We start from the raw sequence: 26,394 nt of genomic DNA on the forward strand, positions 1-26,394 counted from the left end.
CCCGTTCAGTTTAGTCCCCTTAAGATAGCCAATCGTTGGGAGGGACGGGTGTTGGGGTCGTAGCAGCTAAAGCTGGCCCGCAGGGTGAAACACTGAAAGGTGTTTCATAACGGCCCCTAACCCGGACAGACCCAACACGCACCATAGCTGAGGACAAATGGTCTTCCGGTCGGGCATGAAGGTGATATAACTAATATTGTTTTCCGACCGTACTCGATGATCATTTAAGCTCATTTTTTACGGCCGGAATATCCATTGAAGCTAATATATGATAGTTATCAGTCAGTTATATGGTCTTACCTGAAAGCATTAAGCTGCCCGGCAAAACCAACATAACTTAAACCGGCGTGACCAAAATTTTAGACCGCCGCTGGTAATTATATAAAGCCTGCTTTTTCATCGGCAGAACATCAATGTCCGCAGGCATAAATCCACGTTCCTGGAACCAGTGAATGCTGTGGGTGGTGAGGACAAACAGCTTCTCCAACCCCATCAGACGTGCCTGCCCACTGATTTTCTCCAGTAGTATTTCACCGCGTAATGAACTGCGATAGTTGGGATGAACGGCAACGCAGGCCATTTCACCAATTTTTTCCTCCGGGAAAGGGTAAAGCGCTGCGCAGGCGATGGTCATATTATCCCGTTCGATAATGGTAAATTTATCAATTTCCATCTCTAGCTGCTCTCTTGAACGGCGAACCAGAATGCCCTGTTGTTCCAGAGGGCGAATCAGCTCCAGAATACCGCCAATATCGCGAATAGTTGCCCGGCGTACCTGCTCAGCACTTTCCATAACGATTTGCGTACCAATACCATCGCGGGAGAATAGCTCTTGTAACAGTGCTCCGCTTTCCTGATAGCTAATCAGGTGACAACGGCGAACGCCACTGCGGCAGGCTTTGATTGCACCGCGCAGGAACCGTACGGTTCCTGAATTGTAATCACCCTGGGCTTCATGCTGATCCAGATAAGTTTGTGCATCGTTAGGAAACAGTTCCGGCAGGATATTTCCTTTTTCGTCCTCCACCCCTTGTGAAGAGCAAAAACCAATCATTTTCTCCGCTTTCAGTTTGATAGCCAGTTGAGTTGCCACCTCTTCTGAGGTGAGATTAAAACTCTCTCCGGTAACGGAAACCGCAACTGGCCCCAGCAGAACGATAGCTCCGCTGCTTAACTGACGCTGAATAGCTTCTTCATCTATTCGGCGGATACGTCCGCTATGGCAGTAGTCGATGCCATCATCTACCCCTAAGGGCTGAGAGATAACAAAGTTGCCACTGACAACGTTGATATGTGCACCCTGCAATGGTGTATTATTCAGGCTCATAGAAAGGCGAGCAGTGATATCCAATTGAAGACGACCGGCAGCTTGTTTTACCAGCTCCAGTGATTCTGCATCGGTTACTCTGGTGTGTTTATGATAAACCGAAGGCTTATTGTGTACTGCCAGATTGGCGTCGATCTGCGGGCGGGCACCATACACCACCACCAGTTGAATACCCAGACTATGAAGTAAACCAATATCACTGATGATATTGCCAAAATTATCATGCTCAATGGCCTCACCACCTAACATAATGACAAAGGTCTTTCCCCGGTGGGCATTAATATAAGGAACCGAATGGCGGAAGCCTTCAACCAGTTCTGTGCTGCGCTCCTTCATGATCAACCTCAATGCATAATAATTCGTAATTTTTGTATTTTTATTCTATTTGAGGTGTTCTGGCAAGCAGAAAATTTAGTCAAAAGTGATTTAGTGAGGGATTATTCAATAGACGAAGTGAATAAAATTGATTAGGCTTCGACGCATTTAAGCATTATGTGCTTATTTTCACGTATTTTCATATCAAAGTTATGCTCACAAGCAGATAACACGCATGTAAAACGTGACAGCACAGCTTCACTTCGGTAGAGTTTTACGCCAGCTTTATTTTATCGGTATCGTCGTTTGTTTTATTTCGGAGAATCATGTCTAGCTCTAAGCCCAATTATTTACGCCGCCGTTTGTTGCAGGGAGCCGCTGCGACGTGGTTATTGAGTGTAAGTGGCGTTGGCATTGCTGCCTCTGCGGCCAGCATTGTTGCTGTGCGCGTATGGCCCTCTTCGACCTATACGCGAGTTACGCTGGAGTCGACGATTCCGTTAAAGTATAAACAGTTTGCTTTATCCAATCCCAATCGCTTGGTGATTGATATTGAAAATGTCCATTTAAACAGTGTGTTAAAAGCTGTTTCTGCTCAGGTACAAAATAACGATCCTTATCTGAAGCTGGCGCGAGTAGGGCAACACGATCCCAATACCGTTCGGTTGGTGCTGGAATTAAAGCAAAATATTAATCCTAATCTGTTCACGCTGAAGCCGATTGCCGAGTTTAAAAACCGTTTAGTGGTTGATTTATATCCGGCTAACGGCGGCTCTTCTGAATCTGACGATCCACTACTGGCGTTACTGAAAGAGTATAATCTCGGCGAACTGGAAAAAGATCAACCTGCCGCATCACCACAGACAGGGAAAGCCGGACGAGATCGTCCTCTGGTTATCATGCTTGACCCGGGACACGGTGGTGAGGATCCTGGCGCTATCGGCAAACGAGGCACCAAAGAGAAGAATATCGTGCTGCAAATTGCACGCCGTTTACGTACTCTGATCCAGAAAGAGCCGGGGATGAAGGTATATATGACCCGCAATGAAGACGTGTTTATTCCGTTGAAGGTGCGGGTAGCCAAAGCCAGAGCGCAAAAGGCAGACTTGTTTATCTCTATTCACGCTGATGCTTTTACTAACCGTTCCGCTAATGGTTCTTCGGTGTTTGCTTTGTCTACCAAGGGAGCAACCAGCAGCGCGGCTAAATATCTGGCACAAACGCAAAACGAGGCGGATCAGATTGGTGGTGTGAGTAAAAGTGGTGACCGCTACCTTGACCATACTATTTTTGATCTGGTGCAAACCGCCACCATCAATAGCAGCCTTAAATTTGGTAAAGAAGTGCTGACGCGTATGGGGCGGGTAAACAAGCTGCATAAGAATAAAATCGAACAGGCTGGGTTTGCGGTGCTTAAAGCGCCGGATATCCCTTCTATCCTGATTGAAACTGCGTTTATCTCTAATCTGGAAGAAGAGCGTAAGTTGAAAACGGCAAAATTCCAACAGCAGATCGCTGAATCAGTTTTTGCCGGAATTAAGGCTTATTTCGCGACCATAAAGTATTAATCAACAATGAGCAGGCGCGCACCGGTTTTAGTATAAGACTGGTGTGCTTCCGCATTATCACCAACCTGATAGCTTACCCCTGGCGTTAGCACGAACTTACGCCCATCATCGAGCGTGGTTTCCAGCTCGCCCTCCAGGCAGAACAGAATGTGCCCTTTGCTGCACCAGTGGTCAGCAAGATATTCAGCAGAATACTCAACCATACGGACGCGAATTTTGTTTTGTTCTTCACCGAAAAAACGAGTTTGCCACCAGGCTGTGCCAGTTTCTCCCTGATGTTCAGTTTTTTCTACGTTGCTCCAGTCTGTCAGACTAAAAGCGAATGGCGGCATTTTCATCAATAAGTTACCCGTATAAATAACGAAAATTGAAACAGATTGAGTTTAAGCGTAGCACAGGATAATGAGGGATAAGGCTGATGAAAAAATTACTACAGGAGGTATGGATAAGAATGTTAACGATTCGGATTGGTTGCGGGGGCCAGATTTGAACTGACGACCTTCGGGTTATGAGCCCGACGAGCTACCGGGCTGCTCCACCCCGCGTCCGAAAAAGACTTGATACTGCAATAGAACACATCTCTGGTTTAATACGTAGGTATAGTATCGGATTGGTTGCGGGGGCCAGATTTGAACTGACGACCTTCGGGTTATGAGCCCGACGAGCTACCGGGCTGCTCCACCCCGCGTCCGAATAAGACTAAATACTACAACAGAAGATGTTTCTGCCTTAATACCTTGGCATAGTATTAAGTTGGTTGCGGGGGCCAGATTTGAACTGACGACCTTCGGGTTATGAGCCCGACGAGCTACCAGACTGCTCCACCCCGCGTCCGTAGGAGGCGCATAATACTCTCTGTGGTTCAGGTTGCAAGCTATTTTTCTTTAAAATAACAAAAAAGTAGGTTTGAATTTTACGATTGATTAACTTTTCATCATTTCGCGATTGCCACTTTTTTTATAAGCACTTTCCTTTATACTGGCGGCCTTGGTATTGTTCGACAGCAACAGAGCAGCAGTTAATCAAAGGTAGGCGGCGATATAATGAAAGGACGTTGGGTAAAATTTATACTGGGTGGTGTCGTTATTGCGTTACTTGCAGGATGCGAGTCACGGCCAACCGATCGTGGGCAACAATATAAAGATGGTAAGTTGAGCCATACATTTGGTTTAGTGAATAATCCAAATGCCAAGAATAAGCCGGTTAACGGTAAAGATTTTGCTCAACAGGTTTATGAAATTAGTCAGGTTTCTCCGTCGCTGTATAACAAACACCGTGATACCTATCAGGCAATTTTCCAGTGGATGGTCTCAGGCGCTGAAGGCCCTCAATTATCCCAGTTCAAGCTCGGCGCTTATCAAATGGAAGGGGTGGATAACTACGGAAACGTTCAGTTTACCGGTTATTACACGCCAGTTATTCATGCTCGCCACACCCGTCAGGGTGAGTTTAAATATCCGCTGTATTCGATGCCAAAGAAAAGTAAAAACATGCGTCGCTTACCCGATCGCGCGGGTATTTACGCCGGTGCGCTGGATGGTTTAAATCTGGAATTAGCCTATAGCAATTCATTAGTGGATAATTTCATGATGGAAGTGCAGGGTAGTGCATACGTTGACTTTGGTGATGGCACTCCACTGGTATTCTTTGCCTATGCGGGTAAAAACGGACGAGCTTATAACAGTATTGGTAAAGTCTTGATTGACCGTAACGAAGTGCCACGTGAAGAGATGTCTATGCAGGCAATCAAACGTTGGACTGAGCAACACAGTGAGACAGAGGTCAGAGAGTTGCTGGAGCAAAATCCTTCGTTTGTATTCTTTAAACCACGGCATTCTGCACCGGTGAAAGGGGCAAGTGCGGTTCCATTGATTGCCAAGGCATCGGTGGCTTCGGATAAGACACTGATTCCACCAGGTACCACTATTTTGGCCGAGGTTCCTTTACTGGATAATAATGGCAAATTTACGGGTAAATACGAAATGCGTCTGATGATTGCACTGGATGTTGGTGGGGCTATTAAAGGCCATCACTTTGATATTTATCAGGGAATTGGTGATGAGGCCGGACATGCAGCAGGTTTTTATAATCACTACGGCCGGGTATGGGTGCTGAGCGCGCCTTCTGATTCACCGCTTTTATCTGCATCTAACTAAGCGGCTACTACGAAAATTCAGCAACAGGTTATTTTTATCTTGTTGCTAAATCCATTAAACTTATCGGCGGGGAGTAGGAATATATCTTACTCCCCGCAGCATATATATCGTTATTAAATCTGTTTTTGGTTTGCGGATCAGGTTATCAGGCAATCCAACGCTATACCCAATATGAGGTCTCCATGTCTGCTGTCTATTCTGATGCCTATTTACAGCGCTTTAGCGGCGTTGCCCGTTTGTATGGGCAGTCTGCGCTGACGCTTTTTTCACAGGCTCGTGTTTGTGTTATTGGCATTGGTGGTGTGGGTTCCTGGGCAGCGGAAGCACTGGCTCGTAGCGGTATTGGTCATATCACCTTGATTGATATGGATGACGTCTGTGTTACTAATACTAACCGCCAGATTCATGCGCTGCGCCAAACGGTAGGGCAGCCAAAAAGTGAAGTGATGGCCCGTCGGATTGCTGAAATCAATCCGGAATGTGAAGTGACCTGTATTGATGACTTTATTACCGCTGATAACGTGGCTGAATATCTGACTAAGCAGTTTGACTATGTTATTGATGCGATTGACAGCGTTCGTCCTAAAGCCGCATTACTGGCTTATTGTCGCCGCAATAAAATTCCGGTAGTGACTACCGGAGGTGCCGGGGGACAGATCGACCCGACACAAATTCAGGTGGTTGATTTGGCAAAAACCATTCAGGATCCGCTAGCCGCTAAACTTCGTGAACGGCTGAAAAGCGATTTTGGCGTGGTTAAAAATGGCAAAGGCAAACTGGGTATCGACTGTGTATTTTCAACCGAACAGTTAGTGTATCCACAGGCTGACGGTAGCGTTTGTGGGGTAAAAAGTACCGCAGAGGGGCCGAAAAGGATGGATTGTGCTTCAGGGTTTGGTGCGATAACGATGGTCACCGCTTCATTTGGTTTTGTTGCCGTATCTCATGCGTTGAAAAAAATGTTAGCCAGAGCAGCAAGAAATCAGTAGCAAAAAGCTATTAATCATAGCCTGTAGCGCTCGAAAATATCCACCACTACAGGCCATATAATTAAAGCGTTATTTAAATTTTATCGACATCAACGATGATTTTCCCGCTTCCAGATAAGTAGCTTCCTCTTCTTTTGTGGTATTAAACGTCACAAAAAGCACAGTGCCTTTATAAGGGGTAATTAGCATCAGATTATGGATATCCGTGTCTGTAGCATGAGAGATAAAATCAAGAATGTAGGCCTTTTTATTATCGACCATCACTTCTTTTGCCTGAGGCTGGTAGTTCTTCATACTTTCCAACATAAAGTCTTTTAAACCATCCAGCTTGCTGTCATCTAAAGGCATTTGAGTATGGTTAACAGCGATATTTACTGTGCCTGATTCGTTAGTGTAGACAATTTTAGGTCGATTTTCTGAAGGGTATTTACGTTTCAGCATATTGTCTGACATCAATGTAAATCCCTTGGGAACATCAATGGTGATGTGTTCTTTAATGGGCTCAACGGAAGTCATTTCAATGCTGGCATTTGCAGCAAAACTTAATGAAATTGATAGTAATAATGTCTGAATAATTTTCATTGTTCATCCTTGATATAACGTAGGTGTGAATGAATAAAACATCACGTTATTAAATATAGAGAAGCGCTATTTTCTCTATAGTATTAACCAGCGAATCCAGCCCCTGAGAGCGGGAAGCACTGAGTTGTTGGTGAATTCCTAACCGATCAAATAGCTGCATCAGGTCGAGTTTTACGATGTGCTGTGGCGTTTGACCTTCAATTTGAGCGAGCAGGATTGCCAGAATACCTTTTACAATTCTTCCTTCGCTGTCACCGTAAAAGTGCAGCGTACCATCTTCATTGCGCTGATGCCCCAACCATACCCGGTTTTCACAGCCCTTTAATTCCAGCTGTTGTTGTTTTAGCGCTTCTGGTAATGGCGGTAGCTGCTTTGACAATTGGATCAGTTGACGATAGCGATCTTCCCACTGCTTTTTATCACTAAACAGACTGAGTAGTTGCTCTGTACCAATATCGGTACCAAAAGGGTGAGGAGCCAGCATGATTACTCCAGTAATGAAAGCGCGTGGGTTAATGCATCATACAACCGATCTACATCTGACAGCTGATTGTAAGGGGCAAATGAGGCTCTCAGTGTACCGCTTACGCCCATGGCATCCAACAATGGCTGAGCACAATGCTGCCCGGAACGAATCGCTACTCCTTGCTCTGAAAGCAGAGTTGCCACATCACTGTGGTGAAAGCCCTCGATATTAAATGCCAGCAGGCTGCTGCCAGGGGCACGATAACTGATAAAACCGGGAATAGATGACAGCTGGTCGTAGGCAGCTTGAGCCAAGGCACAAGAATAGCGTTCCGCCTCAGCAATATCCTGAGTATTAAGCCATGACAATGCGGCACCAACGCCAATGACACCGGCGATGTTAGGTGTACCCGCTTCAAAACATTCAGGAACTGGCTGAGCTTCAAATCCATGAAATGATGCCTGAGTTAGCATCTTCCCGCCCCCTTGCCAGGGAGACATTTCAGCCAGTAGTTCTGCTTTGCCATACAGGGCACCAATTCCGGTTGGGCCATAGAGTTTATGGGCGGAAAAGGCATAGAAATCGACATCGAGTTGTTGAACATCTGGTGGCGCGTGCACCACACCTTGTGCACCATCAACCATGACGATAGTCCCATTTTGGTGAGCAAGGCTGATAGCCAGCTTAAGGTCAGGGCAACCGCCAGTGACATTTGACATATGACCGATAGCTAAAATTTTAGTTTTGCTATTTAGCAACGCCGGTAGCTGGTTCAGGTCGGGCATAAACCATTTATTGAGCGGTAATTTAATGACTTTAGCGCCGGTTTGTTTGGCAACCATTAGCCAGGGAATAAGGTTTGAGTGATGTTCTGACTCGGTGACAACGATCTCATCACCTGGTTGCAGGCGTGGTCTGGCATAGCTTTGAGCCACTAAGTTGATGGCCTCTGTGGTGCCTTTGGTCCAGACAATTTGTCGTTCACTGGCGGCATTGAGTAGTTGAGCTACCCGCTGACGGGCGTTATCAAACTGTTCGGTAGCGTGCTGTGCTGCCGTATGGGCACTACGATGTACCGTGGCGCCATTATGGGCATAGTACTCTTTGGTTGCGTTAATCACTGACAGGGGTTTAAGTGCCGTTGCTGCCGTGTCCAGATAACAGCCTGCCTCACTTAGTGCAGGAAACTGTTGGCGAAATAAACCAGGATTAAACGATTTCATAAGAGGCCATTCGCTGTGGGTATTAAATGTTGATAACATTTGTCTGCAATAATTCTGATTGTACTAGCAGCGAGTTGAAAGAACACCATTAATTGCCGCTAATTTTATTTGCAGTCAGACGCTTTTCAGAAGATAGTTAAAGAGATTTAAGATGATAGTATGGCTTTTATCAGGCGTAATATATCCGCCGTACTTCACAAGTTGCAGGCGCGTTGGTTGCGTACCTGCCCCCAGAATTATTTAGGGTACAACCTGTTTAATCGTAAGGAATAGTTTATGAAACGTTTTATTCTTGCCTCTGCTGCACTGGCTCTCACGTTAGGTTTAGCTGGCTGTTCCAGCCATTATGAGATGACTATGCAAGATGGCACCAAAATTATCACGGTGGGAGAGCCACAGGTTGATGAGAGCACCGGTATGGTGACTTATGAGACTCGCTTTGATGGCGAAAAGCAGATAAAACAGAGCGAAATGAAAGAGTATGTTAAGCAGCCGTACTAATTACGCAGCGGCCTGACCAAAAACAGAATAAAAAAAAGCACCGCCTTGGCGGTGCTACTGTAATCACTATGGACAGACAGGGTAAATGTTCAGAAAATAAAATCATCATTAACCCAAAGAAATCAGTGAATTAATGATTGCACCTGACAAATGTCAGGAAAATTAGCAAACACAACATCACAACCACAAAGCCAAAATGCGCCCTTCATTCAAAAAACACATTTTTCGTTCCGGCTTAGGAAGTGCCATCACTATAGGTATTTGCTGGTATATGTACAACGGACAATTTATAATGTAACGCATTAGAAAAACTAATGCGTGAATGGCTGAAATAGCTAAGCAATTCGCCAATTATCACCAGAGCCGGGAAGTATTATCAATCTTATGAAGAGATTACCTCCATTAAACGCATTAAGGGTATTTGATTCCGCTGCTCGCCACCTTAGCTTTACTAAAGCTTCTGAAGAGCTTTTTGTGACACAGGCCGCAGTTAGTCATCAAATTAAGTCGTTGGAAGATTTTCTCGGCCTTAAGCTTTTTCGTCGTCGTAATCGTTCTCTGTTACTGACCGAAGAGGGGCAAAGTTATTATCTGGATATAAAAGAGATATTCGCCTCTCTCAATGAAGCCACGCGTAAACTACAGGCGCGTAGTGCGAAAGGGGCATTAACGGTTAGCGTCCCCACCAGTTTTGCTATTCAGTGGCTGGTACCCCGCCTGTCAGGATTTCATCAGCTTCACCCGGAAATTGATGTACGAATTCAGGCTATTGACCGTGATGAATGGAAAATATCGGATGATGTGGATGTGGCGATTTTTTATGGTCGCGGCAACTGGTCAGGGTTAAGGGTTGAGCCGTTGTATGCCGAGTATTTGATTCCGGTATGTTCCCCTACGTTGATGATGGGCGCTCATCCGCTGACTTCACCAGAGGCGCTGGAGCATCATACATTGTTGCATGATGCCTCCCGCCGAGACTGGCAGGCATATATTCGGCAATTAGGTTTACAGCATATAAATGTGCAGCAGGGGCCAATATTTAGCCATACGGCAATGGTGGTTCAGGCTGCCGTTCACGGTCAGGGTGTGGCAGTGGTAAATAACGTTCTGGCATTAGCGGAAATTGAATCGGGCCGTTTGGTTTGTCCGTTTAATCATGCCTTAGCCAGTAAAAATGCGTTTTATTTAGTATGCCATGAAAGTCAGGCGGAATTAGGTAAGATTGCCTCGTTTCGCGAGTGGATTCTGGCACTTGCCAGTAGCGAACAGCAGAGCGTTTATCTGCGCTATGAAGAATAGATCTCATCAAAAATCAAAACAGTGATTATATAAAGTCGGATTTACCGGTAGAATTCCAGCAGGTTTGGCTATAACGCTTACATTTAAAGGTATAAATGATAATGAATAGTCGTTGGATTCTGGTACTTGCCGCCATAAGCGGCTTTATTTTTGTATCTCTTGGGGCGTTTGGTGCTCACGGTTTGAGTAAAATTCTGGACGTTAAGCAAATGGCGTGGCTGCGTACTGGTCTTGATTATCAGGGAATGCATACTCTGGCCTTACTGGCGTTAGGGGTTGCGGTTCAGTTACGAGACAACATTTGGTTTCGGCGTAGCGCGGCTTTTCTTGCCGTAGGTATTGTGTTGTTTAGCGGAAGCCTGTATTGGCTGGCGCTGACTTCTATTGGCATGTGGCCTTATATCACGCCACTTGGCGGTTTTTGTTTTTTAATTGGTTGGGCTCTGCTGCTGGTTGGTGCATTACGCCTGAGTAAAAAGGTTGAATAGTGAATAAAGTAGCGTTGTATTGTCGCCCGGGATTCGAGAAAGAATGTGCGGCAGAGATTGCAGAAAAAGCGGCTAAGCTGGAAGTCTATGGCTTTCCCCGGGTCAAAGATAACAGTGGCTATGTGCTGTTTGAATGTTATCAGCATGAAGATGCGGATCGTCTGGTAAAAGAGCTTCCTTTTAATTCGCTCATTTTCGCCCGCCAGATGTTGGTTGTTGGCGATTTGCTAAAAGATTTGCCGGTAGAGGATCGTGTTTCTCCTATCGTCGGAATGATACAGGGTGTAGTGGAAAACGCCGGTGAAGTGCGGGTTGAAGTACCCGATACGAATGACGGTAAAGAGCTGTTGAAGTTTTGTCGTAAGCTGACGGTTCCATTACGGCAGGTAATGCGTGAGCGTGGCATTTTACTGGCGAAAGAAAATTTACGTCGTCCGGTGATTCATGTGTTCTTTATTGCCAGCGGTTGCTGCTATGTCGGCTACTCATACAGCAATAATAATTCACCATTCTTTATGGGCATCCCACGTCTGAAGTTTCCGGCAGAGGCACCCAGTCGTTCAACCCTTAAACTGGAGGAAGCATTTCATGTGTTTATTCCTGCTGATGAATGGGATGAACGTTTAGCCAGCGGTATGAGAGCGGTCGATCTTGGTGCCTGTCCTGGCGGTTGGACCTATCAGTTAGTTCAGCGCAGCATGATGATAGATGCGGTAGATAATGGCCCCATGGCGCAGAGCATCATGGATACCGGTCAGGTAACCCATCATCGTGAAGATGGATTCCGCTATGAACCGAGCAACTCGACAAACTATTGGGTAGTGTGTGACATGGTGGAAAAGCCCTGGCGGGTAGCTAACCTGATGGCCGACTGGCTAATCAAGGGATGGTGTCGCGAAGCCATTTTCAACCTAAAGTTGCCGATGAAAAAACGCTACGAAGAAGTGTGTCAGAATTTGAAAGCCATTGAAGATAAGCTAAAAGAGAATGGTATTAACGCACAAATTAATGCGAAGCAGCTTTATCACGATCGTGAAGAGGTTACTGTGCACGTTCGTCGTATTTGGGCGTCGATACCCGGTCGTCGTGATGAGCGGGATTAATTGCTGATAAAAGGTAATTAACTTAATTTGGCCCTGTGGTGAAGATACTGCGGGGCTTTTTGTTTAATTGAGGCTATCTTCATTCATCTTATTTTCATTTAGCCGAAGTTGCTGAAGATTTCCCTCTAACTGAATATCTTGTTTTAACGTGGCGATTTCCCGACACAGATAAGCCAGCGCTTTATGCTCAATTAACTTGTTGCGCCACTTATCCGGCACGCTATCTATCTGTTGGTAAATTCCATCCAGCGTTACATATTGGTTAAGTAGTGTCGCCGCCGCTTTGGGACCAATTCCTGCAATGCCGGGGATCTTGCTGCTGCTGATACCGGCTAATCCCCAAAAATCCGTTAATTGGGCAGGTTTGACACCAAACTCCTGTTCAATAAAAGGAACATCCAGCCAGCGTTTTTGAAAATAGTCGCGGATGCGTAAGGTCGGGGCCAACAGTTGGCAGTAACCTTTATCCGTTGACACAATAGTTACTTGATAGCCTCTCTGGCTGATATGGTGCGCCAGCGTTGCGGCCAAATCGTCAGCTTCATCACCGCTGGATTGCCAACAGGTAACACCAGCCTGCTCAAAAGCCGCCTTTAGCTGTGGTAATTCATCTACCAGTGATTCCGGCATTGGTGAACGACCCGCTTTATAGTCGGGGTAGAGTGTATGTCGCCAACCACTATTACGTTGTTCATCATCAAAAACGGCAACCGCATGAGTAGGGTGGCTGTGCTGAATAAGCTGTTCCAGAGCACGTACACAAGTGGGAGCGCAAGGGGAACCTTGAACCGCATGAATACGGCGAATCAGGTTGAGAGCATCAACAATCAGCAGGTGTATAGGCATAGGTTTCGCTTATCCGTAAGCTGCCGGAGTGACCTCCGGCAGAGTTAATGGTTATTGCATGAAGTTGGTTAGGTACAGATCTCATAACAAGGGGTATAAACCGAACCCGGCAACTTCATACGATGCTGTGCAACAAAGCCTTGTAGCAGTTTGTCCATGTCTTTCATCATTTGTGGATCGCCATGAATCTTGTAGCGACCATATTGCTCAATCGCCTGAATACCCACATCTTTTACGTTCCCTGCGACTATGCCAGAAAAGGCTCTGCGTAGTGCTGCAGCTAATTGTTCCGGTGGCTGATTAGGGTAGAGGTTCAGGTTTGCCATATTTTCATGGCTCGGCTCAAATGGGTGCTGTAGATCAGGGGCAATCTTAATTGACCAGTTAAAGCTGTAGGCATCTCCGGTTGCCCGACGGCTTTCTTTTACCGCGGACATACCGTTTTTCATCACCCGAGCCACTTCTTCCGGATCGTCTATGATGATTTTATAGTGTTTACGCGCCTGCTCACCCAAGGTACTTAAAATGAACTGATCAAGCACTTCGAAATAATCGGCACTCTCTTTCGGGCCGGTAAGCACCAGAGGAAGTTTCTGATCCTTATTTTCCGGATTCATCAGAATACCCAACAGATAAAGCAGCTCTTCTGCGGTACCTACACCGCCAGGGAAAATCACAATACCGTGAGCAATGCGCACAAAGGCTTCCAGACGTTTTTCAATGTCCGGCATAATGAGCAGTTCATTGACTAATGGATTTGGTGGTTCAGCGGCAATAATCGATGGTTCGGTTAAACCAATAAACCGACTATCTTTGTAAGCCTGTTGAGCATGACCAACGGCTGCCCCTTTCATTGGTGCTTCCATAGCGCCAGGGCCGCATCCCGTACAGATATTGAGTTTACGTAGCCCTAACTGATTGCCTACTTTACGGGCATACAGATACTCGGTTTCATTGATTGAGTGTCCACCCCAGCAAACCACCATATTCGGCTCTTCACCAACGTGCAGGGCACGTGCGTTGCGCAGGATGAAAAATACCAGATTGGTTAAATGAACGGAATTATCAGGATCCATTCTCTGGTGTTGTAATGCCTGAGTGAGTTGACCGTGAACAAACAGAATGTCGCGTAAAACCGCAAACAGGTTAGCCTGGATTGAATGGATCAGGCGCCCATCGACGAAGGCTTCTTCCGGTGGATTAATCAGTTCCAGCTTAACGCCGCGCTCCCGACGCAGAACGTTAATATCAAATGATTTATAACGATCCAGTAACTCTTTACTGTTGTCTGTTTTGCTACCGGCATTCAGCACAGCCAGCGAACAATTGCGAAATAGATGATAGAGATTACTGCTGGCAGTTCTTTTTAATGTATCCACCTCAAGCTGTGACAGCAGGTCCATAGAACCTAATGGTGGGCTAATATGTGTAATCAAACCAACTCCCTAACGTTGAGGTTATTGAAAAGTTTGCTAAAAGAGTAACGGCAAGCTTTTCTGTTTGTTCAGATAATGGTACTTACCGTTTTTACCTAAGTCTCCTTACTTTACTGATGTTCTGGAAACCATTCACGGTAATCTTGTGCTTTTTACTGTCATTTACATAAATATTGCGAAGTATCACTTAATATTATGATTTATCGCACTATCTTTGCTGTTTTTGATACTTTATTCAAGCAACGCTGGCTATTGTCTGGCCAGACGCTTAGTTTGGGGTACGAATTGAGTATTTGTCCGATAAGGATTAATGTCCAGACCACCTCGTCGGGTATAGCGGGCATACACGCTGAGGCTTTCCGGATGACAATAGCGTTGAATATCATTGAAGATCCGCTCTACACATTGTTCATGAAATTCATTGTGGTGGCGGAAAGAGACAATATAGCGCAACAGTGCTTCGCGGTTAATTTGGGGGCCCCGATAACGAATCTCTACAGACCCCCAGTCAGGTTGATTGGTGATCAGACAGTTGGATTTTAGCAGGTGACTGACCAGAGTCTCTTCAACTACGGGTGCGTGTTTTTCTGTTGCCTGCTTCAGCAATGTGTCGTCAAAATCGTAATGGGTAATCTCTATTGGCTGATCGTCAATACATTCGCCGTCAAAGGTGCCAATAGTCTCTCCGGTCAACTGTTCCAGACGAATCAGTTTGACGCTGACATCGCCTTGAGCACACAGCGACAAATCTCGCGTGAGTACCTGCTGAACATCTTCCCAACTGCCAAACGGGGTTTGATTGAAGCTGTTGAGATAAAGTTTAAAGCTTTTTGATTCAACCAGATTAACACTGTTTGCATCAATATGAACTTCACCAACGGCCACCTGTGGTAGCCCCCGGCTGTTAAGCCAGGATAGTTCATACAGTGTCCAGATATCTGCACCGTGAAATGGCAGAGCTGTAGCGCTTAATCCCAGTGGGTCACGATTCAAACTACGTGGAACAGGCTGTAGCAGCGAGGCATCATAGTGGTCGATATAGGCGGTTTTTTTACCCAGCTTAAGCGCTGATAGCGCCTGATTATCTTGATAATGGGAAGTCATGCTATTACTCCACGGTTACCCCCGGAAGGGAATAACGCTATAATCATTGAAAATTTGCCATATAGTGTAACGCAATCTTTGAGATAAATATGACATATCCCGTAATCTCCGCCTTGACCCAGTTCACCACCTCTTTTATTGATTTGTGGCAGCAAAAGGCCGGTCATGAACCAGCCAGTGAAATGCTGTATGGCGTAGCTTCTCCCTGTATTGTCCGCACTCAGGATGAATCGGTGCTCTGGTTACCCCAGCCCTTTGGCTCTGAACCTTCTCTGGCTAATGTTGAGCGAGCGCTGAATATATCGCTGAGAGAAGAGGGCGCTCAGTTTTATACCTCACAGTATGCCGGGGATATGACCGCTCGTTTTGAGGGGCTGGAATTATCGCTGATTCAGGTTTGGAGCGATGAAGACTTCATTCGGTTGCAGGAGAATCTGATTGGGCATCTGGTGACGCAGCGCAGATTAAAGCTGGTTCCTACGTTATTTATTGCTACCACAGATTCTGAAATGGAAATGGTCTCTCTGTGTAATCTGTCCGGTGAGGTGGTGCTTGAACATTTTGGTACCACTAAACGAGAAACGCTGGCTGAATCATTAACGGTATTTCTGCAAAAACTTGAACCGCAAGTGAGTTTTTTGAACTAAATAGGATGAGAGTCTTACAATGGCTGCGCGCTACCTTGTGAGATATATCCTACAAGCCCTGTGAGACATATCGTCAATTTACAAAATAGCTTTTAAATAATATTTATAAATATCAATTAACTAAGTCAATTTTCGCTTGTTTGAATGCTGTCTTACAGGATGTAAGTCTCACAGGGTATATTGTGAGACAGAGGAAATTAAGCGATTCTATGTCCATCGAAAGGGAGCTCAGGAATAAGGACTGTATCAGGATGATACGGCTTTAGGATAAAGCAAGTGGATTCGCTTAGGAAGAGCTCAGGATATCATCAGGAAGATGAAGGATAGTTCAGGATAGAACTAACGGACAGTTTCAGGATGAAAATCAATTCTACCAGGAATGTAGAAAGTCAGGAAGACAATCAGGGATTGACGCTATCAGGATGGTAGCACAGGAAAGTTTAAGGAAAAAACTAGCGGACACCTCCAGGATGGAGAATGAGTACCTACCGGAGTGTAGGGGGTCAGGACGACTAGCAAGGAAGAGCATCAGGATGATGCAGGATGACGAGACAAGGAAGAAAGTAGGACGCTGCAAAGGATAGCAAGGTTAGGATAACCGACAGGACAATTTTTCAAGGATTGAGCAGGGAAGCAACGCGCATAGCCGGATAAGCTATATAACGCACCAGGCCCACTGTAGATTACAGTGGGCCTTTCTTGTTTTTGTCCTTCAATATTTGATTTTTTACCCACCATTCTCAAAGTGATATGATAAGCCTCTTTTTTCAGCCTTTCAGATCCGTCTGTCGTGTCAATTTCAAGAGAAAATAATGAGTTTAGATAATCAGGTTTGGCAATTGCTGGGGGAAATTGAGCAGTTGATGCAGGAGCAAGCATTATGGAGTTCTTGTGCACCTGAACTTAGCGTATTCGAAAGTAGTGAACCTTTCTGCATTGATACTATGTCGCCCGAGGCGTGGTTACAGTGGGTATTTATTCCTCGTATGCGGGCACTGGTAGAAGGGCATAATCCATTACCCGCTCGTATCGCCATTGCACCTTATTTTGAAGAAGCATTCAGTTCGCGCGCTGAAAATCATCAATCGTTGATTGATGCCCTTCACCGTATCGATCGACTACTCAATAAAGAAGTCCTCTAATGCTGGATATCTTGTATCAGGATGAACATCTGGTAGCGGTAAATAAACCTTCCGGATGGCTGGTTCATCGCAGTTGGCTTGATCGTCATGAAAAAGTGGTGGTAATGCAAACGGTGCGTGACCAGATTGGTCAGCATGTTTTTACTGTGCATCGCCTTGATAGACCTACGTCAGGTGTGCTGTTGATGGCACTTTCCAGCGACGTTGCTCGCCAAATGTCTCAGCAGTTTGAACATCATCAGATCGGTAAGGTTTATCATGCAGTGGTTAGAGGGCATGTTCATGAAGCCGATACCATTGACTACCCTCTGGTAGAACAGCTGGATAAGATTGCCGATAAGTTTGCTAAACAGGATAAAGAGGCTCAGCCTGCCGTCAGCCATTACCGGGGATTATCACAGGTTGAGGTGCCGATTGCCGTTGGGCCTTATGATACCGCTCGCTATAGTCTGGTTGAGCTGACCCCTCAAACGGGTCGTAAACATCAACTCCGTCGTCATATGAAACATATTTTCCATCCTATTATTGGCGATAGTGCCTATGGTGATTTGCGTCATAACCGTGCAGTAGCGGAACATTTTGGCTGTCAGGGTTTGATGTTACATGCCAGCCATTTAGCGCTTCAGCATCCAGTTACGCATCAACCATTACTTATTTCTGCTCCCTGGGATTCTCGCTGGCAGAACTTAATGACAGAATTTGGATGGACTTCGCAATGCCCTGAATATAATGGGGTTGAAATTAATTTGGCAATAACTCAGGATAGTTCTGTCAGATAACCCGTTAAAATTGAGAGAAAAAGCGATGGCAAAAATAGGAATTTTTGTTGGTACCGTATACGGTAATGCCCAGATGGTTGCTGAAGAAGCTCAAACCCTGTTACAAGAACAAGGGCATGATGTTGCCGTGTTTGATGAAGGGACTCTGGATGAGTGGCAGAACTATGAGCAGGAGCATGTTCTGGTCGTGACTTCAACTACCGGACAGGGCGATTTGCCTGGCTCTATTGAGCCGCTATTTTATGATATTAAAGATTCTTTAGGTCATCAACCGGGGTTACGTTATGGCGTAATTGCACTGGGAGATAGCAACTATGAGAACTTCTGCGGCGCGGGTAAAAAGTTTGATGCGTTGTTGCAGGAACAAGGCGCGACCCGGCTTGGGGATATATTGATTATTGATTCAAGCGAAGTTTCTGAACCGGAGGTGTTTGCTGCCGACTGGGTTAAACATTGGGGTAGTCTGGTTTAGACGTGGTTTCTTATTATAGCCATCGAGTTGTAAAGTAAAAATCCACCGGTTATTTAAGGTGGATTTTTACTTTCTGTATACCGCGTCAGGATTAAAGTTTATCTTGCCGGATGGCACTTACTTACCATTCTCTTTTTCCGTCAGCTTTTCCAGATCGGCCTCGATTTCAGCAATCTTATGGGTAACAACTTGTTCGAGATGGCGCAAATCGGAAAGAATCTTTTTCTTTATGTCGACCTCAATACGTTCTCCGTGACAAATCTTATCAAGTTCTTCAATGACGTGACGAAGGTTAGGGCTGATCTCATGAACTTCTTTATAGGACTTCTCAGCACCTGGATTAGCTAAAACAGTTTTGCGTTGACGTGGATATTTGAATTTGACGCTTTTAGCAAAAAACTCCCCTTTTTCCTTACGGAAATAGATTTTTAAAATATCGTTACTGGCTTCCTGACGCAGGCTATAGCGGTCGATCTGTTTAGGATTGGTAATACCGAGACTGGTGAGATTATCGTACATAAGAAAACCTTCCTGATTTATTTTTATGACGGTGTAATAATTATTATAGCAGGGGATATCAATCACTACCCTAATGTTTAAAAAGGAATAAACATGCGTATGAAGTTACGTAGGATCCAGGTTGATGGCTGTGATTTTTTCTGGCGAGTTTTATGGGATCCTGATGCGGCGAATGGCGACTATCTTTTTTTACGAGTTTGGGTTGCCGGGCGAAAAGCTTATCCCTGGTTAACGGTGCATTATCAGTTTCATAATCCATGGCTATTTTACGGTGATATCATCAATGCAGTTACGCCGGAGCAGCAAGACAGGGTGAGAGATTATTTTCAGCTGAAACCGCTAACGCCGGGGAAAGTGGCGGAGATTATCAGAAAAGCAACCTCTCTGTTAAATGAAGAGTACTCGGACAGGCGGCTGGATAAAAACTGGTATTTAAATATTAATCGTGAAGGCTCATTAAACTGGGGACTGGCGTAACATCATGAATATTTCACAGATAACATTACTGATTAAGCGTCTGAAACAGTGCGGTGTTAGCTTTGCTGAGGGCTTAAGTGATGATGAGCTTGTTAAGATTCAGCGAGAGTTTCAAGTCACTTTTCCTCCTGACCTGAAGCAATTGCTTCAAATGGCACTGCCTGTTTCAGATCGGTTTGTAAACTGGCGAGCAGGCTTGCATTCCCCTGCAGAAAAACAGCAGGTTGAACAGCGTATTAATTGGCCGCTGGAAGGGATGTTGTTTGATGTGGAGAATAATAGCTATTGGGAACAATCATGGGGAGAAAGGCCGGCGAGTGCAGAAGAGAGAAAAGTTATTGTTAGTCAATATTTCTACACATACCCTAAACTTATCCCAATCTACTCTCATCGCTATATTCCTGCGACACCTGATGAAACCGGTAATCCGGTATTTTCCGTCTATCAGATGGATATCATTTATTACGGTTACGATCTGGCGAGCTATTTTGCACATGAATTTAGTTTTTCACTGCCAGAGCATTTTGATGCGCCAGAAGAGCCAAAATATATTGAGTTTTGGGGTGATTTTTAGTTTGAGTTTGATGAAATGAAAACGCGGTATTACCCGCGTTTTGAATTTGATTTATATTAGTGGGAATAATTAATCAATCGTCCGTAACAGCTCGTTAATCCCCACTTTACCGCGAGTCTTGGCATCAACCTTTTTCACGATAACCGCACAGTACAGGCTGTATTTACCATCCTTAGACGGCAGGTTACCTGAAACCACAACTGAGCCAGCCGGAACGCGACCATAATGGATTTCACCAGTTTCGCGATCGTAAATACGAGTGCTTTGGCCGATATAAACACCCATAGAGATAACTGAACCCTCTTCAACGATTACGCCTTCCACTACTTCAGAACGGGCGCCGATAAAACAGTTATCTTCGATAATGGTTGGGTTAGCTTGCAGTGGTTCAAGTACACCACCGATACCCACACCGCCGGACAGGTGAACATTTTTGCCGATTTGAGCACAGGAGCCTACGGTTGCCCAAGTATCAACCATAGAGCCTTCATCCACATAAGCGCCAATGTTGACATAAGATGGCATCAGCACGGTGTTACGAGCGATAAAAGCCCCCTGACGAACGCTGGCTGGTGGAACTACGCGGAAACCTTCACGCTGGAAACGCGCTGCATCATAGTCAGCAAATTTCATTGGAACTTTATCGAAATAGCGGGTTTCTGCACCATCCATAACGATATTGTCACTAATACGGAACGAAAGCAGAACCGCTTTTTTCAGCCACTGATGTGTGACCCACTCACCGTTGATCTTTTCGGCAACGCGTAATTCACCGCTGTCTAATTTAGCAATAGTTTGCTTAACAGCTTCACGAAGAACGGTATCTGCATTCGCCGGAGTAATTTCAGCACGGCGCTCAAAGGCGGTTTCTATAACGGTTTTTAACTGCTGCATCTCTTTTCCTGATGTCGTGTATTTAAAGGAATATTATTGGGGGCCATATTTATCCGTTGGATTCAGGGTTTCTGTCAACCTTTGTTTCAAAAGTTCGCATATTTCAGAAGATAACGCTGTTCGTTCACTGTTTGTGAGAATGAACAAGTCTTCAACCCGTTCTCCAATAGTGGAGATTCGTGCACTGTGTAGCGATAACCCCAAATCAGCAAAAACTTCACCCACTCTGGCCAGTAGCCCCGGCTGGTCAAGGGCAACCAGTTCCATATAGGTTCTCCGTTCGCTATGGCCTCGTAAGAAGGTTACGTGAGTGGCAACATTAAAGTGGCGAAGTTTAGAAGATAGCATACGCGGGCGCGGGCGTTCATACACCGGCTGTGTTAACGCTTGCTCTAATCCTTCCCGAATAGTTTGATGGCGGTCTGGGGTCAGAGGCTTACCGTTAGGTTCCAGCACAATAAAGCTGTCCATTGCCATCTCATCGCGGTTAGTAAAAATTTGCGCATCGTGAACACTCAAATTTTTTCTGTCCAGTTCACCGACGGTCGCAGCAAACAGATAAGGCCGGTCATGACTATAAATAAAGATTTCTGTTCCACCCCGATTAGGAGTAGGACTAATAAGTACCAGTGGCTTATTGGATTTATGATTGACCAGATGGCGGGCATGCCAGGCTAACTGGCCCGGCGTATGGCGTAGAAAATAGTCGGCCCGGCATCGGCCCCATAAATTGTGCAGTGCGGCTTCGTCAATATTATCCCGTCGTAACAGAGCCAATGCCTGAGCGCGATGATGACGAACTCGCTCTCTTAAGTCCGGTCGATATTGCATACCACGGCGCAGTTGTTTCTCTGTGGCAAAATAGAGCTCACGTAACAAACTCTGTTTCCAGCTATTCCATAACGGTTCGTTGGTGGCACAGATATCAGCTACGGTAAGACAAATCAGATAGTGTAATCGGGTTTCCGTTTGTACTTCGGCAGCAAATTGCTGTATGACTTCCGGGTCTTGTATATCACGGCGCTGAGCGGTTACTGACATCAACAGATGCTGCCTGACCAGCCAACTGACTAAATCAACTTCGTTAGAGTTGAGGTCGTGCAATATAGCAAAATCTTTAGCGTCTTCTGCACCGAGAGTGGAGTGATCACCTCCACGGCCTTTTGCGATATCGTGAAATAACGCGGCCATGAACAATAATGACTGTTTTGGCAAACGGGGGAAAAGTTCTACACAGAGCGGGTGAGCCTGACGGGTTTCTTCATCGGCAAAACTTTCCAACTTTAGCAGCACTCGAATAGTATGTTCATCAACGGTATAGACGTGGAACAGGTCAAACTGCATTTGGCCGACAATCTTCCCCCACTGTGGCATATAGGCCGCCAGTACGCTGTGGCGATGCATTGGTACAATCGCCCGTTTGACGGCGCCAGGATGGCGCAAAATGGCCATAAACAACTGACGAGCGGCGGGGAGCTCACACAGCGGCTGTTTCAAATGGCGGCGAGCATAGCGCAGGTGGCGCAAAGTGGTTGAATAAATACCTTTAATGTCGGGATTGCTGACCAGACGGTAGAATAATCCCAGAATAGTTTCCGGCTGTTCAATAAACAAATTTGGATCGCGCAAATCAATTAACTGACCGCGTAGCTGAAAACGCTCATCCAGAATTTGTGGTTTATCGGTATGGTCAACGGCTAAAATTGCCTCATCAAACAGCTGTAATAGCATATGATTAAGCTCTGCAACCCGACGGGTAACGCGATAGTAATCCTTCATCATACGTTCAATTGGGCGGTTACCTTCGCCTTTATAGCCCAAGAGGGTAGCAACACTAAGTTGCCGATCGAACAGCAGTCTGTTGTCGTAGCGGGGCAGAATCAGATGCAGAGCAAAACGAATTCGCCATAAGAAAGCCTGACACTCTTCCAGCTCGGTGCATTCTGCGGGGGTTAAAAAACCAAAGCTCACCATCTCATCAAGAGAGGTCGCGCCAAAATGGCGGCGGGCTACCCATAACAAAGTATGAATATCTCTTAAGCCCCCCGGGCTGGCTTTAATATCAGGCTCAAGGTTATAGCTGGTACCGTGGTAACGCTGATGGCGTTCTTCCTGCTCCTGACACTTGGCGTGAAAGAAGGTATCTGATGGCCAGATTTCCTGCCCGAAAATATGTTTTTGCAGTGAGAGAAATAACGCTACATCACCACAAATTAATCGTGATTCAATCAGATTGGTGGCAACGGTCAGATCGGCAATACTCTCTTCCAGACACTGTTCCAGGGTTCGTACACTATGGCCTACCTCCAGCTTTAAATCCCACAGTAAGGTGATGATTTCTCCAACCCGCTGGGATTGCTCTTCGTCTAATGGTTGGTTGCTGAGAATTAAAATATCAATATCAGAAAGCGGATGTAGTTCGCTGCGGCCGTAGCCACCAACAGCAATTAACGCGAGTCCACTGCGATTAGCCAATCCTTTTGCCGTTGGCTTAATAAAACCGTGAAAGAGCCAGAGTCGTTGTAGCAGGTGGTCGATATAGTCTGAACGGGCTTTAAGTAGCTCATCAACAGCCACGTCTGCTGCAAAAGCTTCCTTCAGCCAGGACTGAAAACGTTCCAATTCTTGCTTCAAATTAGGTAATGTCAATTCACTGTTACTTAAACAGGAGGGATCGCAGGGCTTTTTCAGCAAAACGTGCTCAAACATAGTGACAATAACCTTCTGATAGCGGAGTTAATCACACAATAATCAATCGTTGCCGTAAAGGACAACACACTACTACTTAAGCTACCTGTAAACCTGAAAATTCGCCAGATGAAAGCATAGAAAACGCAACGAGAGAGTTATTAATAACATAACTAATCAAACATAGCCCTGCAGAGAACGATACAAGAGAAATTACACATTATTGATTCGCCCTTGTATGTTCAATGTATTAAAATCGCGACTGAATTTCATGTGTCACACAGCTATGTGAGTATCTTAAGTGACGTAATCTATTTATCTGTTATATAAAAGGATTTTTTATGCTGGGTTTTCGTCCTCTGGTAATTTCTTTATTTGTTGTTCTTTTTTCCCCTGTTGTTTTGGCTGATTCAGTAACGGTTAACGTACTGGACGCAACAATTAAAGATAAACGTATTTCCGGTGCAGAAGTTGTACTGCAAAAGAATGGCGAGCAGAGCATAGTGGGTAACACCGATGCTCAGGGAAATGTAACTCTGAATAGCCCTTTTTCCGTTGCCGCTGACAGCTTGCTGATTATCAAAAAAAGTGGATTTTCAGATTTAGTGGTTAAGTGTCCGTGCAACGGATTGACCTATGCCATGAGCCCGGTAATGAAAAATCTGGATGGGATGCGTATTGTTTTAAGTTGGGGGGAAAAACCTGAAGATTTGGACTCTCACTTAGTCTACTCAGGTAATCATATATTCTTTGAAAATAAGCAGGGTGATGATGCAGAGTTAGATGTTGATGATACTGATAGCTATGGTCCGGAAACCATTACCATTCAGAAAAAGCAGTTTGGTCAAAGTTATATTTACGCAGTACACGATTTTACTAACCGTACTGACACAAACAGCAGTGCATTGTCTGCCAGCAAAGCTAAAGTCTTTGTTTATGTCGGTCAGTCATTAGTGCGTACTTATGATGTACCTGTTAGTCATACTGGTAATCTGTGGACGGTCTTCCGTTTAAACCCTAATGGGGATTTTGAAGATATCAATACATTGACTTCCTTATCCTCAGGCGGATCTGACCGACCGTCTGTTGAGCCTGCCCTTACTCCACTTTTGAACGATAGTTCTACGGCTAACCCCATGAGTGCCCAGCCAATAAATAGTTCAGCGGCCCGTGCACTGAATACCAGCGGTGAAGCTGCTTATCACGCAAATAAACTGGATGATGCCGTGAGTTTTTATCAGCAAGCCATTGAGCAGGATGGAACCTACAGTCAGGCATACAGCAACTTAGGTCTGGCCTATCAAAAACAAAATCGCGTTGCCGAAGCTATTTGGGCTAACCGCAAGGCGATAGCGTTAGCGAATGGTAATAATGCTAATACGGTTAGAGCTTCATCCTATTTCAATATTGCCCGTATCTATGAGCAGTCAGGCGATAACGCAGAAGCTTTACGTCATTTCAAATTAGCTAAACAGCAAAAAGACAATCCGGCTTATGATAAAGCGATAAAACGTATGCAGGATAAACAGTAAGGTTTACATTCGCGTTAATCTCAAACACTGCAAGGTGTTTGAGATTGATGACAAACTTAATCAATCAGCAATGGTTAATATTCCGGCCGTAAAAACGATGTTACTCATATCACCTTGGTGTTTGGCCGGATTATACTCAAAGTTAATTTAAAACATACTCCAGGCCCAATAACAAAAATGGCTAACCAAAGTTAGCCATTTAACAAAAAAATATATTAAAACAGATGATTATGCTTCTGGCGTCAAAATGGCCTCAATCGTATCATCTTTCCGTAGGGTCAGAATCTCACAACCGGTGTCAGTAACGGCAATCATGTGCTCATATTGGGCAGACAGGCTGCGATCTTTGGTTTTTACCGTCCAGCCATCGTTCATGGTACGAATACGGAAATCACCGGCGTTAACCATCGGCTCAACGGTAAAGGTCATGCCTTTTTGCAATACTACACCACCGTCATCTGCATCATAATGCAGTACCTGAGGTTCTTCATGGAACCCTTCACCGATGCCATGACCACAATATTCTCTGACTACAGAGAAACCCTGCTTTTCAACATATTGCTGAATAGCTTTACCCAATGTGCGCAGGCGAATACCAGGCTTAATCATTTTTAAAGCCAGATATAAACTTTCCTGAGTAACACGACACAGGCGTTCACCCAGAATGGTTGGTTTACCAACAAAATACATTTTTGAGGTATCGCCATGGAAGCCATCTTTGATTACGGTAACGTCGATATTAACAATATCGCCATCTTTCAGCTTTTTGTCCTCGCTGGGAATACCGTGACATACCACTTCGTTTACGGAGATACAGACAGACTTAGGAAATCCATGATAACCAAGGCAGGCAGATACGGCGTGCTGGGTGTTGGTAATATAGTCATGACAAATACGATCCAGTTCGCCGGTAGTTACGCCAGGCTTAACGTACTGTTCGATCATTTCTAAGACTTCAGCAGCCAGACGACCAGCCACACGCATTTTTGCAATGTCTTCAGGGGTTTTGATAGAAATAGCCATAAAATTGTCCACTAATGATAGGAGTCAGCACATAACGAAGCTCAAGGGACGCAGGGTTAACTGACAACGATAATCAATTCACGATCTGAATATGGTATCAGTCCTGCAAAAGAGAACCAAATTTATCGTATTAATAACCCTTCAATAATAAGGGGTAATGTGTGTTGAAAAATAAAAAATGAAGATTGCTAACCAATACTTATTGACTAGGGTTCAATATCTGATAAATTAAGAAGGTTTGGGC

The 26,394-nt window shown here is 45.1% G+C and carries 26 protein-coding genes and 3 tRNA genes; 14 read left to right on the forward strand and 15 right to left on the reverse strand.

Annotated elements, in window-relative coordinates; all coding sequences use genetic code 11:
• Nucleotides 1-337 precede the first annotated feature (337 nt).
• On the reverse strand, nt 338-1,666 hold the full coding sequence (argA, locus tag I2494_RS12930; protein WP_168189700.1) for an amino-acid N-acetyltransferase: 1,329 nt from the start codon (nt 1,664-1,666) through the stop codon (nt 338-340).
• Between the two features lie 302 nt (nt 1,667-1,968).
• Here argA and amiC point away from each other — a divergent pair, with 302 nt between their 5' ends.
• Nucleotides 1,969-3,210, forward strand: coding sequence for an N-acetylmuramoyl-L-alanine amidase AmiC (gene amiC / locus I2494_RS12935; protein ID WP_218467085.1), 1,242 nt, complete (start codon nt 1,969-1,971; stop codon nt 3,208-3,210).
• On the opposite strand, the gene I2494_RS12940 is transcribed toward amiC, so the two are convergent.
• From I2494_RS12940 to I2494_RS12955, 4 genes are all read right to left on the reverse strand, one after another.
• The gene (locus I2494_RS12940; RefSeq protein ID WP_218467084.1) at nt 3,207-3,548 is read right to left on the reverse strand and encodes a DHCW motif cupin fold protein; all 342 of its coding nucleotides are present in this window, start codon (nt 3,546-3,548) and stop codon (nt 3,207-3,209) included. The genes amiC and I2494_RS12940 overlap by 4 nt on opposite strands.
• Before the next feature lie 130 nt (nt 3,549-3,678).
• Nucleotides 3,679-3,755 (reverse strand) — tRNA-Met (locus tag I2494_RS12945).
• 66 nt (nt 3,756-3,821) lie between these two features.
• Nucleotides 3,822-3,898, reverse strand: a tRNA-Met gene (locus tag I2494_RS12950).
• 66 nt (nt 3,899-3,964) lie between these two features.
• Nucleotides 3,965-4,041 (reverse strand) — tRNA-Met (locus tag I2494_RS12955).
• A gap of 212 nt (nt 4,042-4,253) precedes the next feature.
• On the opposite strand from I2494_RS12955, the gene mltA reads away from it, so the two are divergent.
• Together mltA and tcdA are read left to right on the forward strand one after the other, a co-directional pair.
• Nucleotides 4,254-5,366 (forward strand): murein transglycosylase A, encoded by a 1,113-nt coding sequence (mltA, locus tag I2494_RS12960; RefSeq protein ID WP_218467083.1) that lies wholly within the window; start codon nt 4,254-4,256, stop codon nt 5,364-5,366.
• Nucleotides 5,367-5,548: 182 nt separating this feature from the next.
• Entirely contained in the window at nt 5,549-6,355 is an 807-nt protein-coding gene (gene tcdA / locus I2494_RS12965; protein ID WP_218467082.1) for a tRNA cyclic N6-threonylcarbamoyladenosine(37) synthase TcdA, read from the forward strand.
• A gap of 69 nt (nt 6,356-6,424) precedes the next feature.
• Here the strand turns inward: tcdA and I2494_RS12970 are convergent, their stop codons facing one another.
• From I2494_RS12970 to csdA, 3 genes are read right to left on the reverse strand one after another with little or no spacing between them, the layout of a single operon-like run.
• Nucleotides 6,425-6,937, reverse strand: a complete 513-nt coding sequence (locus tag I2494_RS12970; protein ID WP_228350950.1) for a hypothetical protein — start codon at nt 6,935-6,937, stop codon at nt 6,425-6,427.
• A 49-nt stretch (nt 6,938-6,986) separates the two neighbouring features.
• Complete coding sequence (gene csdE / locus I2494_RS12975) at nt 6,987-7,424, reverse strand: cysteine desulfurase sulfur acceptor subunit CsdE (protein WP_218467241.1); 438 nt, start codon at nt 7,422-7,424, stop codon at nt 6,987-6,989.
• Nucleotides 7,424-8,626, reverse strand: coding sequence for a cysteine desulfurase CsdA (gene csdA, locus I2494_RS12980; RefSeq protein ID WP_218467081.1), 1,203 nt, complete (start codon nt 8,624-8,626; stop codon nt 7,424-7,426). The genes csdE and csdA overlap by 1 nt, the downstream gene beginning before the upstream one ends.
• 276 nt (nt 8,627-8,902) lie before the next feature.
• Here csdA and I2494_RS12985 point away from each other — a divergent pair, with 276 nt between their 5' ends.
• The 4 genes from I2494_RS12985 to rlmM all read left to right on the forward strand — a co-directional run bounded on the left by I2494_RS12985 (nt 8,903) and on the right by rlmM (nt 12,017).
• The gene (locus I2494_RS12985) at nt 8,903-9,127 is read left to right on the forward strand and encodes a YgdI/YgdR family lipoprotein (protein ID WP_218467080.1); all 225 of its coding nucleotides are present in this window, start codon (nt 8,903-8,905) and stop codon (nt 9,125-9,127) included.
• Nucleotides 9,128-9,511: 384 nt separating this feature from the next.
• Nucleotides 9,512-10,426 carry a transcriptional regulator GcvA gene (locus I2494_RS12990; protein ID WP_218467079.1) on the forward strand — a complete coding sequence of 305 codons (915 nt, stop codon included), beginning with the start codon at nt 9,512-9,514 and terminating at the stop codon, nt 10,424-10,426.
• A 101-nt stretch (nt 10,427-10,527) separates the two neighbouring features.
• Nucleotides 10,528-10,914, forward strand: a complete 387-nt coding sequence (locus tag I2494_RS12995; protein ID WP_218467078.1) for a DUF423 domain-containing protein — start codon at nt 10,528-10,530, stop codon at nt 10,912-10,914.
• Nucleotides 10,914-12,017 (forward strand): 23S rRNA (cytidine(2498)-2'-O)-methyltransferase RlmM, encoded by a 1,104-nt coding sequence (rlmM, locus tag I2494_RS13000; RefSeq protein ID WP_407657912.1) that lies wholly within the window; start codon nt 10,914-10,916, stop codon nt 12,015-12,017. Before I2494_RS12995 ends, rlmM begins: the two co-directional genes overlap by 1 nt.
• A gap of 63 nt (nt 12,018-12,080) precedes the next feature.
• Here rlmM and xni read toward each other — a convergent pair whose 3' ends face one another.
• From xni to queF, 3 genes are all read right to left on the reverse strand, one after another.
• The gene (xni, locus tag I2494_RS13005; protein WP_218467077.1) at nt 12,081-12,863 is read right to left on the reverse strand and encodes a flap endonuclease Xni; all 783 of its coding nucleotides are present in this window, start codon (nt 12,861-12,863) and stop codon (nt 12,081-12,083) included.
• Nucleotides 12,864-12,931: 68 nt separating this feature from the next.
• Nucleotides 12,932-14,299: a nucleotide 5'-monophosphate nucleosidase PpnN gene (gene ppnN, locus I2494_RS13010; RefSeq protein WP_218467076.1), complete on the reverse strand. Its 1,368-nt coding sequence runs from the start codon at nt 14,297-14,299 to the stop codon at nt 12,932-12,934.
• Nucleotides 14,300-14,548: 249 nt separating this feature from the next.
• Nucleotides 14,549-15,403 (reverse strand): NADPH-dependent 7-cyano-7-deazaguanine reductase QueF, encoded by an 855-nt coding sequence (gene queF, locus I2494_RS13015; RefSeq protein ID WP_218467075.1) that lies wholly within the window; start codon nt 15,401-15,403, stop codon nt 14,549-14,551.
• A gap of 89 nt (nt 15,404-15,492) precedes the next feature.
• Between queF and syd the strand changes: the two genes are divergently transcribed.
• The 4 genes from syd to I2494_RS13035 all read left to right on the forward strand — a co-directional run bounded on the left by syd (nt 15,493) and on the right by I2494_RS13035 (nt 18,443).
• A complete protein-coding gene (syd, locus tag I2494_RS13020; protein ID WP_218467074.1) occupies nt 15,493-16,050 on the forward strand; it encodes a SecY-interacting protein in 558 nt (185 codons plus the stop codon).
• 812 nt (nt 16,051-16,862) lie between these two features.
• Nucleotides 16,863-17,192 carry a YqcC family protein gene (locus I2494_RS13025; protein ID WP_218467073.1) on the forward strand — a complete coding sequence of 110 codons (330 nt, stop codon included), beginning with the start codon at nt 16,863-16,865 and terminating at the stop codon, nt 17,190-17,192.
• The gene (gene truC, locus I2494_RS13030) at nt 17,192-17,971 is read left to right on the forward strand and encodes a tRNA pseudouridine(65) synthase TruC (protein ID WP_218467072.1); all 780 of its coding nucleotides are present in this window, start codon (nt 17,192-17,194) and stop codon (nt 17,969-17,971) included. Before I2494_RS13025 ends, truC begins: the two co-directional genes overlap by 1 nt.
• A gap of 25 nt (nt 17,972-17,996) precedes the next feature.
• A complete protein-coding gene (locus I2494_RS13035) occupies nt 17,997-18,443 on the forward strand; it encodes a flavodoxin (protein WP_218467071.1) in 447 nt (148 codons plus the stop codon).
• A gap of 117 nt (nt 18,444-18,560) precedes the next feature.
• Here I2494_RS13035 and I2494_RS13040 read toward each other — a convergent pair whose 3' ends face one another.
• Nucleotides 18,561-18,962 (reverse strand): DUF3461 family protein, encoded by a 402-nt coding sequence (locus I2494_RS13040; protein ID WP_218467070.1) that lies wholly within the window; start codon nt 18,960-18,962, stop codon nt 18,561-18,563.
• 93 nt (nt 18,963-19,055) lie between these two features.
• On the opposite strand from I2494_RS13040, the gene I2494_RS13045 reads away from it, so the two are divergent.
• Nucleotides 19,056-19,439 carry a hypothetical protein gene (locus I2494_RS13045; RefSeq protein ID WP_218467069.1) on the forward strand — a complete coding sequence of 128 codons (384 nt, stop codon included), beginning with the start codon at nt 19,056-19,058 and terminating at the stop codon, nt 19,437-19,439.
• A 4-nt stretch (nt 19,440-19,443) separates the two neighbouring features.
• On the forward strand, nt 19,444-20,013 hold the full coding sequence (locus tag I2494_RS13050; RefSeq protein WP_218467068.1) for an SMI1/KNR4 family protein: 570 nt from the start codon (nt 19,444-19,446) through the stop codon (nt 20,011-20,013).
• 69 nt (nt 20,014-20,082) lie between these two features.
• Here the strand turns inward: I2494_RS13050 and dapD are convergent, their stop codons facing one another.
• Both dapD and glnD read right to left on the reverse strand, forming a co-directional pair.
• Nucleotides 20,083-20,907, reverse strand: coding sequence for a 2,3,4,5-tetrahydropyridine-2,6-dicarboxylate N-succinyltransferase (gene dapD, locus I2494_RS13055; protein ID WP_218467067.1), 825 nt, complete (start codon nt 20,905-20,907; stop codon nt 20,083-20,085).
• 33 nt (nt 20,908-20,940) lie between these two features.
• Entirely contained in the window at nt 20,941-23,616 is a 2,676-nt protein-coding gene (gene glnD, locus I2494_RS13060; RefSeq protein ID WP_218467066.1) for a bifunctional uridylyltransferase/uridylyl-removing protein GlnD, read from the reverse strand.
• A gap of 320 nt (nt 23,617-23,936) precedes the next feature.
• Here glnD and I2494_RS13065 point away from each other — a divergent pair, with 320 nt between their 5' ends.
• Nucleotides 23,937-25,127: a tetratricopeptide repeat protein gene (locus tag I2494_RS13065; RefSeq protein WP_218467065.1), complete on the forward strand. Its 1,191-nt coding sequence runs from the start codon at nt 23,937-23,939 to the stop codon at nt 25,125-25,127.
• A gap of 228 nt (nt 25,128-25,355) precedes the next feature.
• On the opposite strand, the gene map is transcribed toward I2494_RS13065, so the two are convergent.
• On the reverse strand, nt 25,356-26,150 hold the full coding sequence (map, locus tag I2494_RS13070) for a type I methionyl aminopeptidase (RefSeq protein WP_218467064.1): 795 nt from the start codon (nt 26,148-26,150) through the stop codon (nt 25,356-25,358).
• Between the last annotated feature and the right edge of the window lie 244 nt (nt 26,151-26,394).

It is taken from the genome of Limnobaculum allomyrinae (assembly GCF_016649425.1).
Lineage (GTDB): Bacteria > Pseudomonadota > Gammaproteobacteria > Enterobacterales > Enterobacteriaceae > Limnobaculum > Limnobaculum allomyrinae.

Bases quoted from the DNA above. Each gene is read 5' to 3' on its own strand.
- I2494_RS12985 (WP_218467080.1), top strand. From the start codon at position 8,903: ATGAAACGTTTTATTCTTGCCTCTGCTGCACTGGCTCTCACGTTAGGT.
- I2494_RS12990 (WP_218467079.1), top strand. From the start codon at position 9,512: ATGAAGAGATTACCTCCATTAAACGCATTAAGGGTATTTGATTCCGCT.
- truC (WP_218467072.1), top strand. From the start codon at position 17,192: ATGCTGGATATCTTGTATCAGGATGAACATCTGGTAGCGGTAAATAAA.
- I2494_RS13035 (WP_218467071.1), top strand. From the start codon at position 17,997: ATGGCAAAAATAGGAATTTTTGTTGGTACCGTATACGGTAATGCCCAG.
- I2494_RS13050 (WP_218467068.1), top strand. From the start codon at position 19,444: ATGAATATTTCACAGATAACATTACTGATTAAGCGTCTGAAACAGTGC.
- xni (WP_218467077.1), bottom strand. From the start codon at position 12,863: ATGCCTATACACCTGCTGATTGTTGATGCTCTCAACCTGATTCGCCGT.
- dapD (WP_218467067.1), bottom strand. From the start codon at position 20,907: ATGCAGCAGTTAAAAACCGTTATAGAAACCGCCTTTGAGCGCCGTGCT.
- amiC (WP_218467085.1), top strand. From the start codon at position 1,969: ATGTCTAGCTCTAAGCCCAATTATTTACGCCGCCGTTTGTTGCAGGGA.
- I2494_RS12995 (WP_218467078.1), top strand. From the start codon at position 10,528: ATGAATAGTCGTTGGATTCTGGTACTTGCCGCCATAAGCGGCTTTATT.
- I2494_RS12940 (WP_218467084.1), bottom strand. From the start codon at position 3,548: ATGAAAATGCCGCCATTCGCTTTTAGTCTGACAGACTGGAGCAACGTA.
- syd (WP_218467074.1), top strand. From the start codon at position 15,493: ATGACATATCCCGTAATCTCCGCCTTGACCCAGTTCACCACCTCTTTT.
- tcdA (WP_218467082.1), top strand. From the start codon at position 5,549: ATGTCTGCTGTCTATTCTGATGCCTATTTACAGCGCTTTAGCGGCGTT.
- map (WP_218467064.1), bottom strand. From the start codon at position 26,150: ATGGCTATTTCTATCAAAACCCCTGAAGACATTGCAAAAATGCGTGTG.
- I2494_RS13040 (WP_218467070.1), bottom strand. From the start codon at position 18,962: ATGTACGATAATCTCACCAGTCTCGGTATTACCAATCCTAAACAGATC.
- glnD (WP_218467066.1), bottom strand. From the start codon at position 23,616: ATGTTTGAGCACGTTTTGCTGAAAAAGCCCTGCGATCCCTCCTGTTTA.
- queF (WP_218467075.1), bottom strand. From the start codon at position 15,403: ATGACTTCCCATTATCAAGATAATCAGGCGCTATCAGCGCTTAAGCTG.
- csdA (WP_218467081.1), bottom strand. From the start codon at position 8,626: ATGAAATCGTTTAATCCTGGTTTATTTCGCCAACAGTTTCCTGCACTA.
- I2494_RS13025 (WP_218467073.1), top strand. From the start codon at position 16,863: ATGAGTTTAGATAATCAGGTTTGGCAATTGCTGGGGGAAATTGAGCAG.
- mltA (WP_218467083.1), top strand. From the start codon at position 4,254: ATGAAAGGACGTTGGGTAAAATTTATACTGGGTGGTGTCGTTATTGCG.
- I2494_RS13045 (WP_218467069.1), top strand. From the start codon at position 19,056: ATGCGTATGAAGTTACGTAGGATCCAGGTTGATGGCTGTGATTTTTTC.
- I2494_RS13065 (WP_218467065.1), top strand. From the start codon at position 23,937: ATGCTGGGTTTTCGTCCTCTGGTAATTTCTTTATTTGTTGTTCTTTTT.
- I2494_RS12970 (WP_228350950.1), bottom strand. From the start codon at position 6,937: ATGAAAATTATTCAGACATTATTACTATCAATTTCATTAAGTTTTGCT.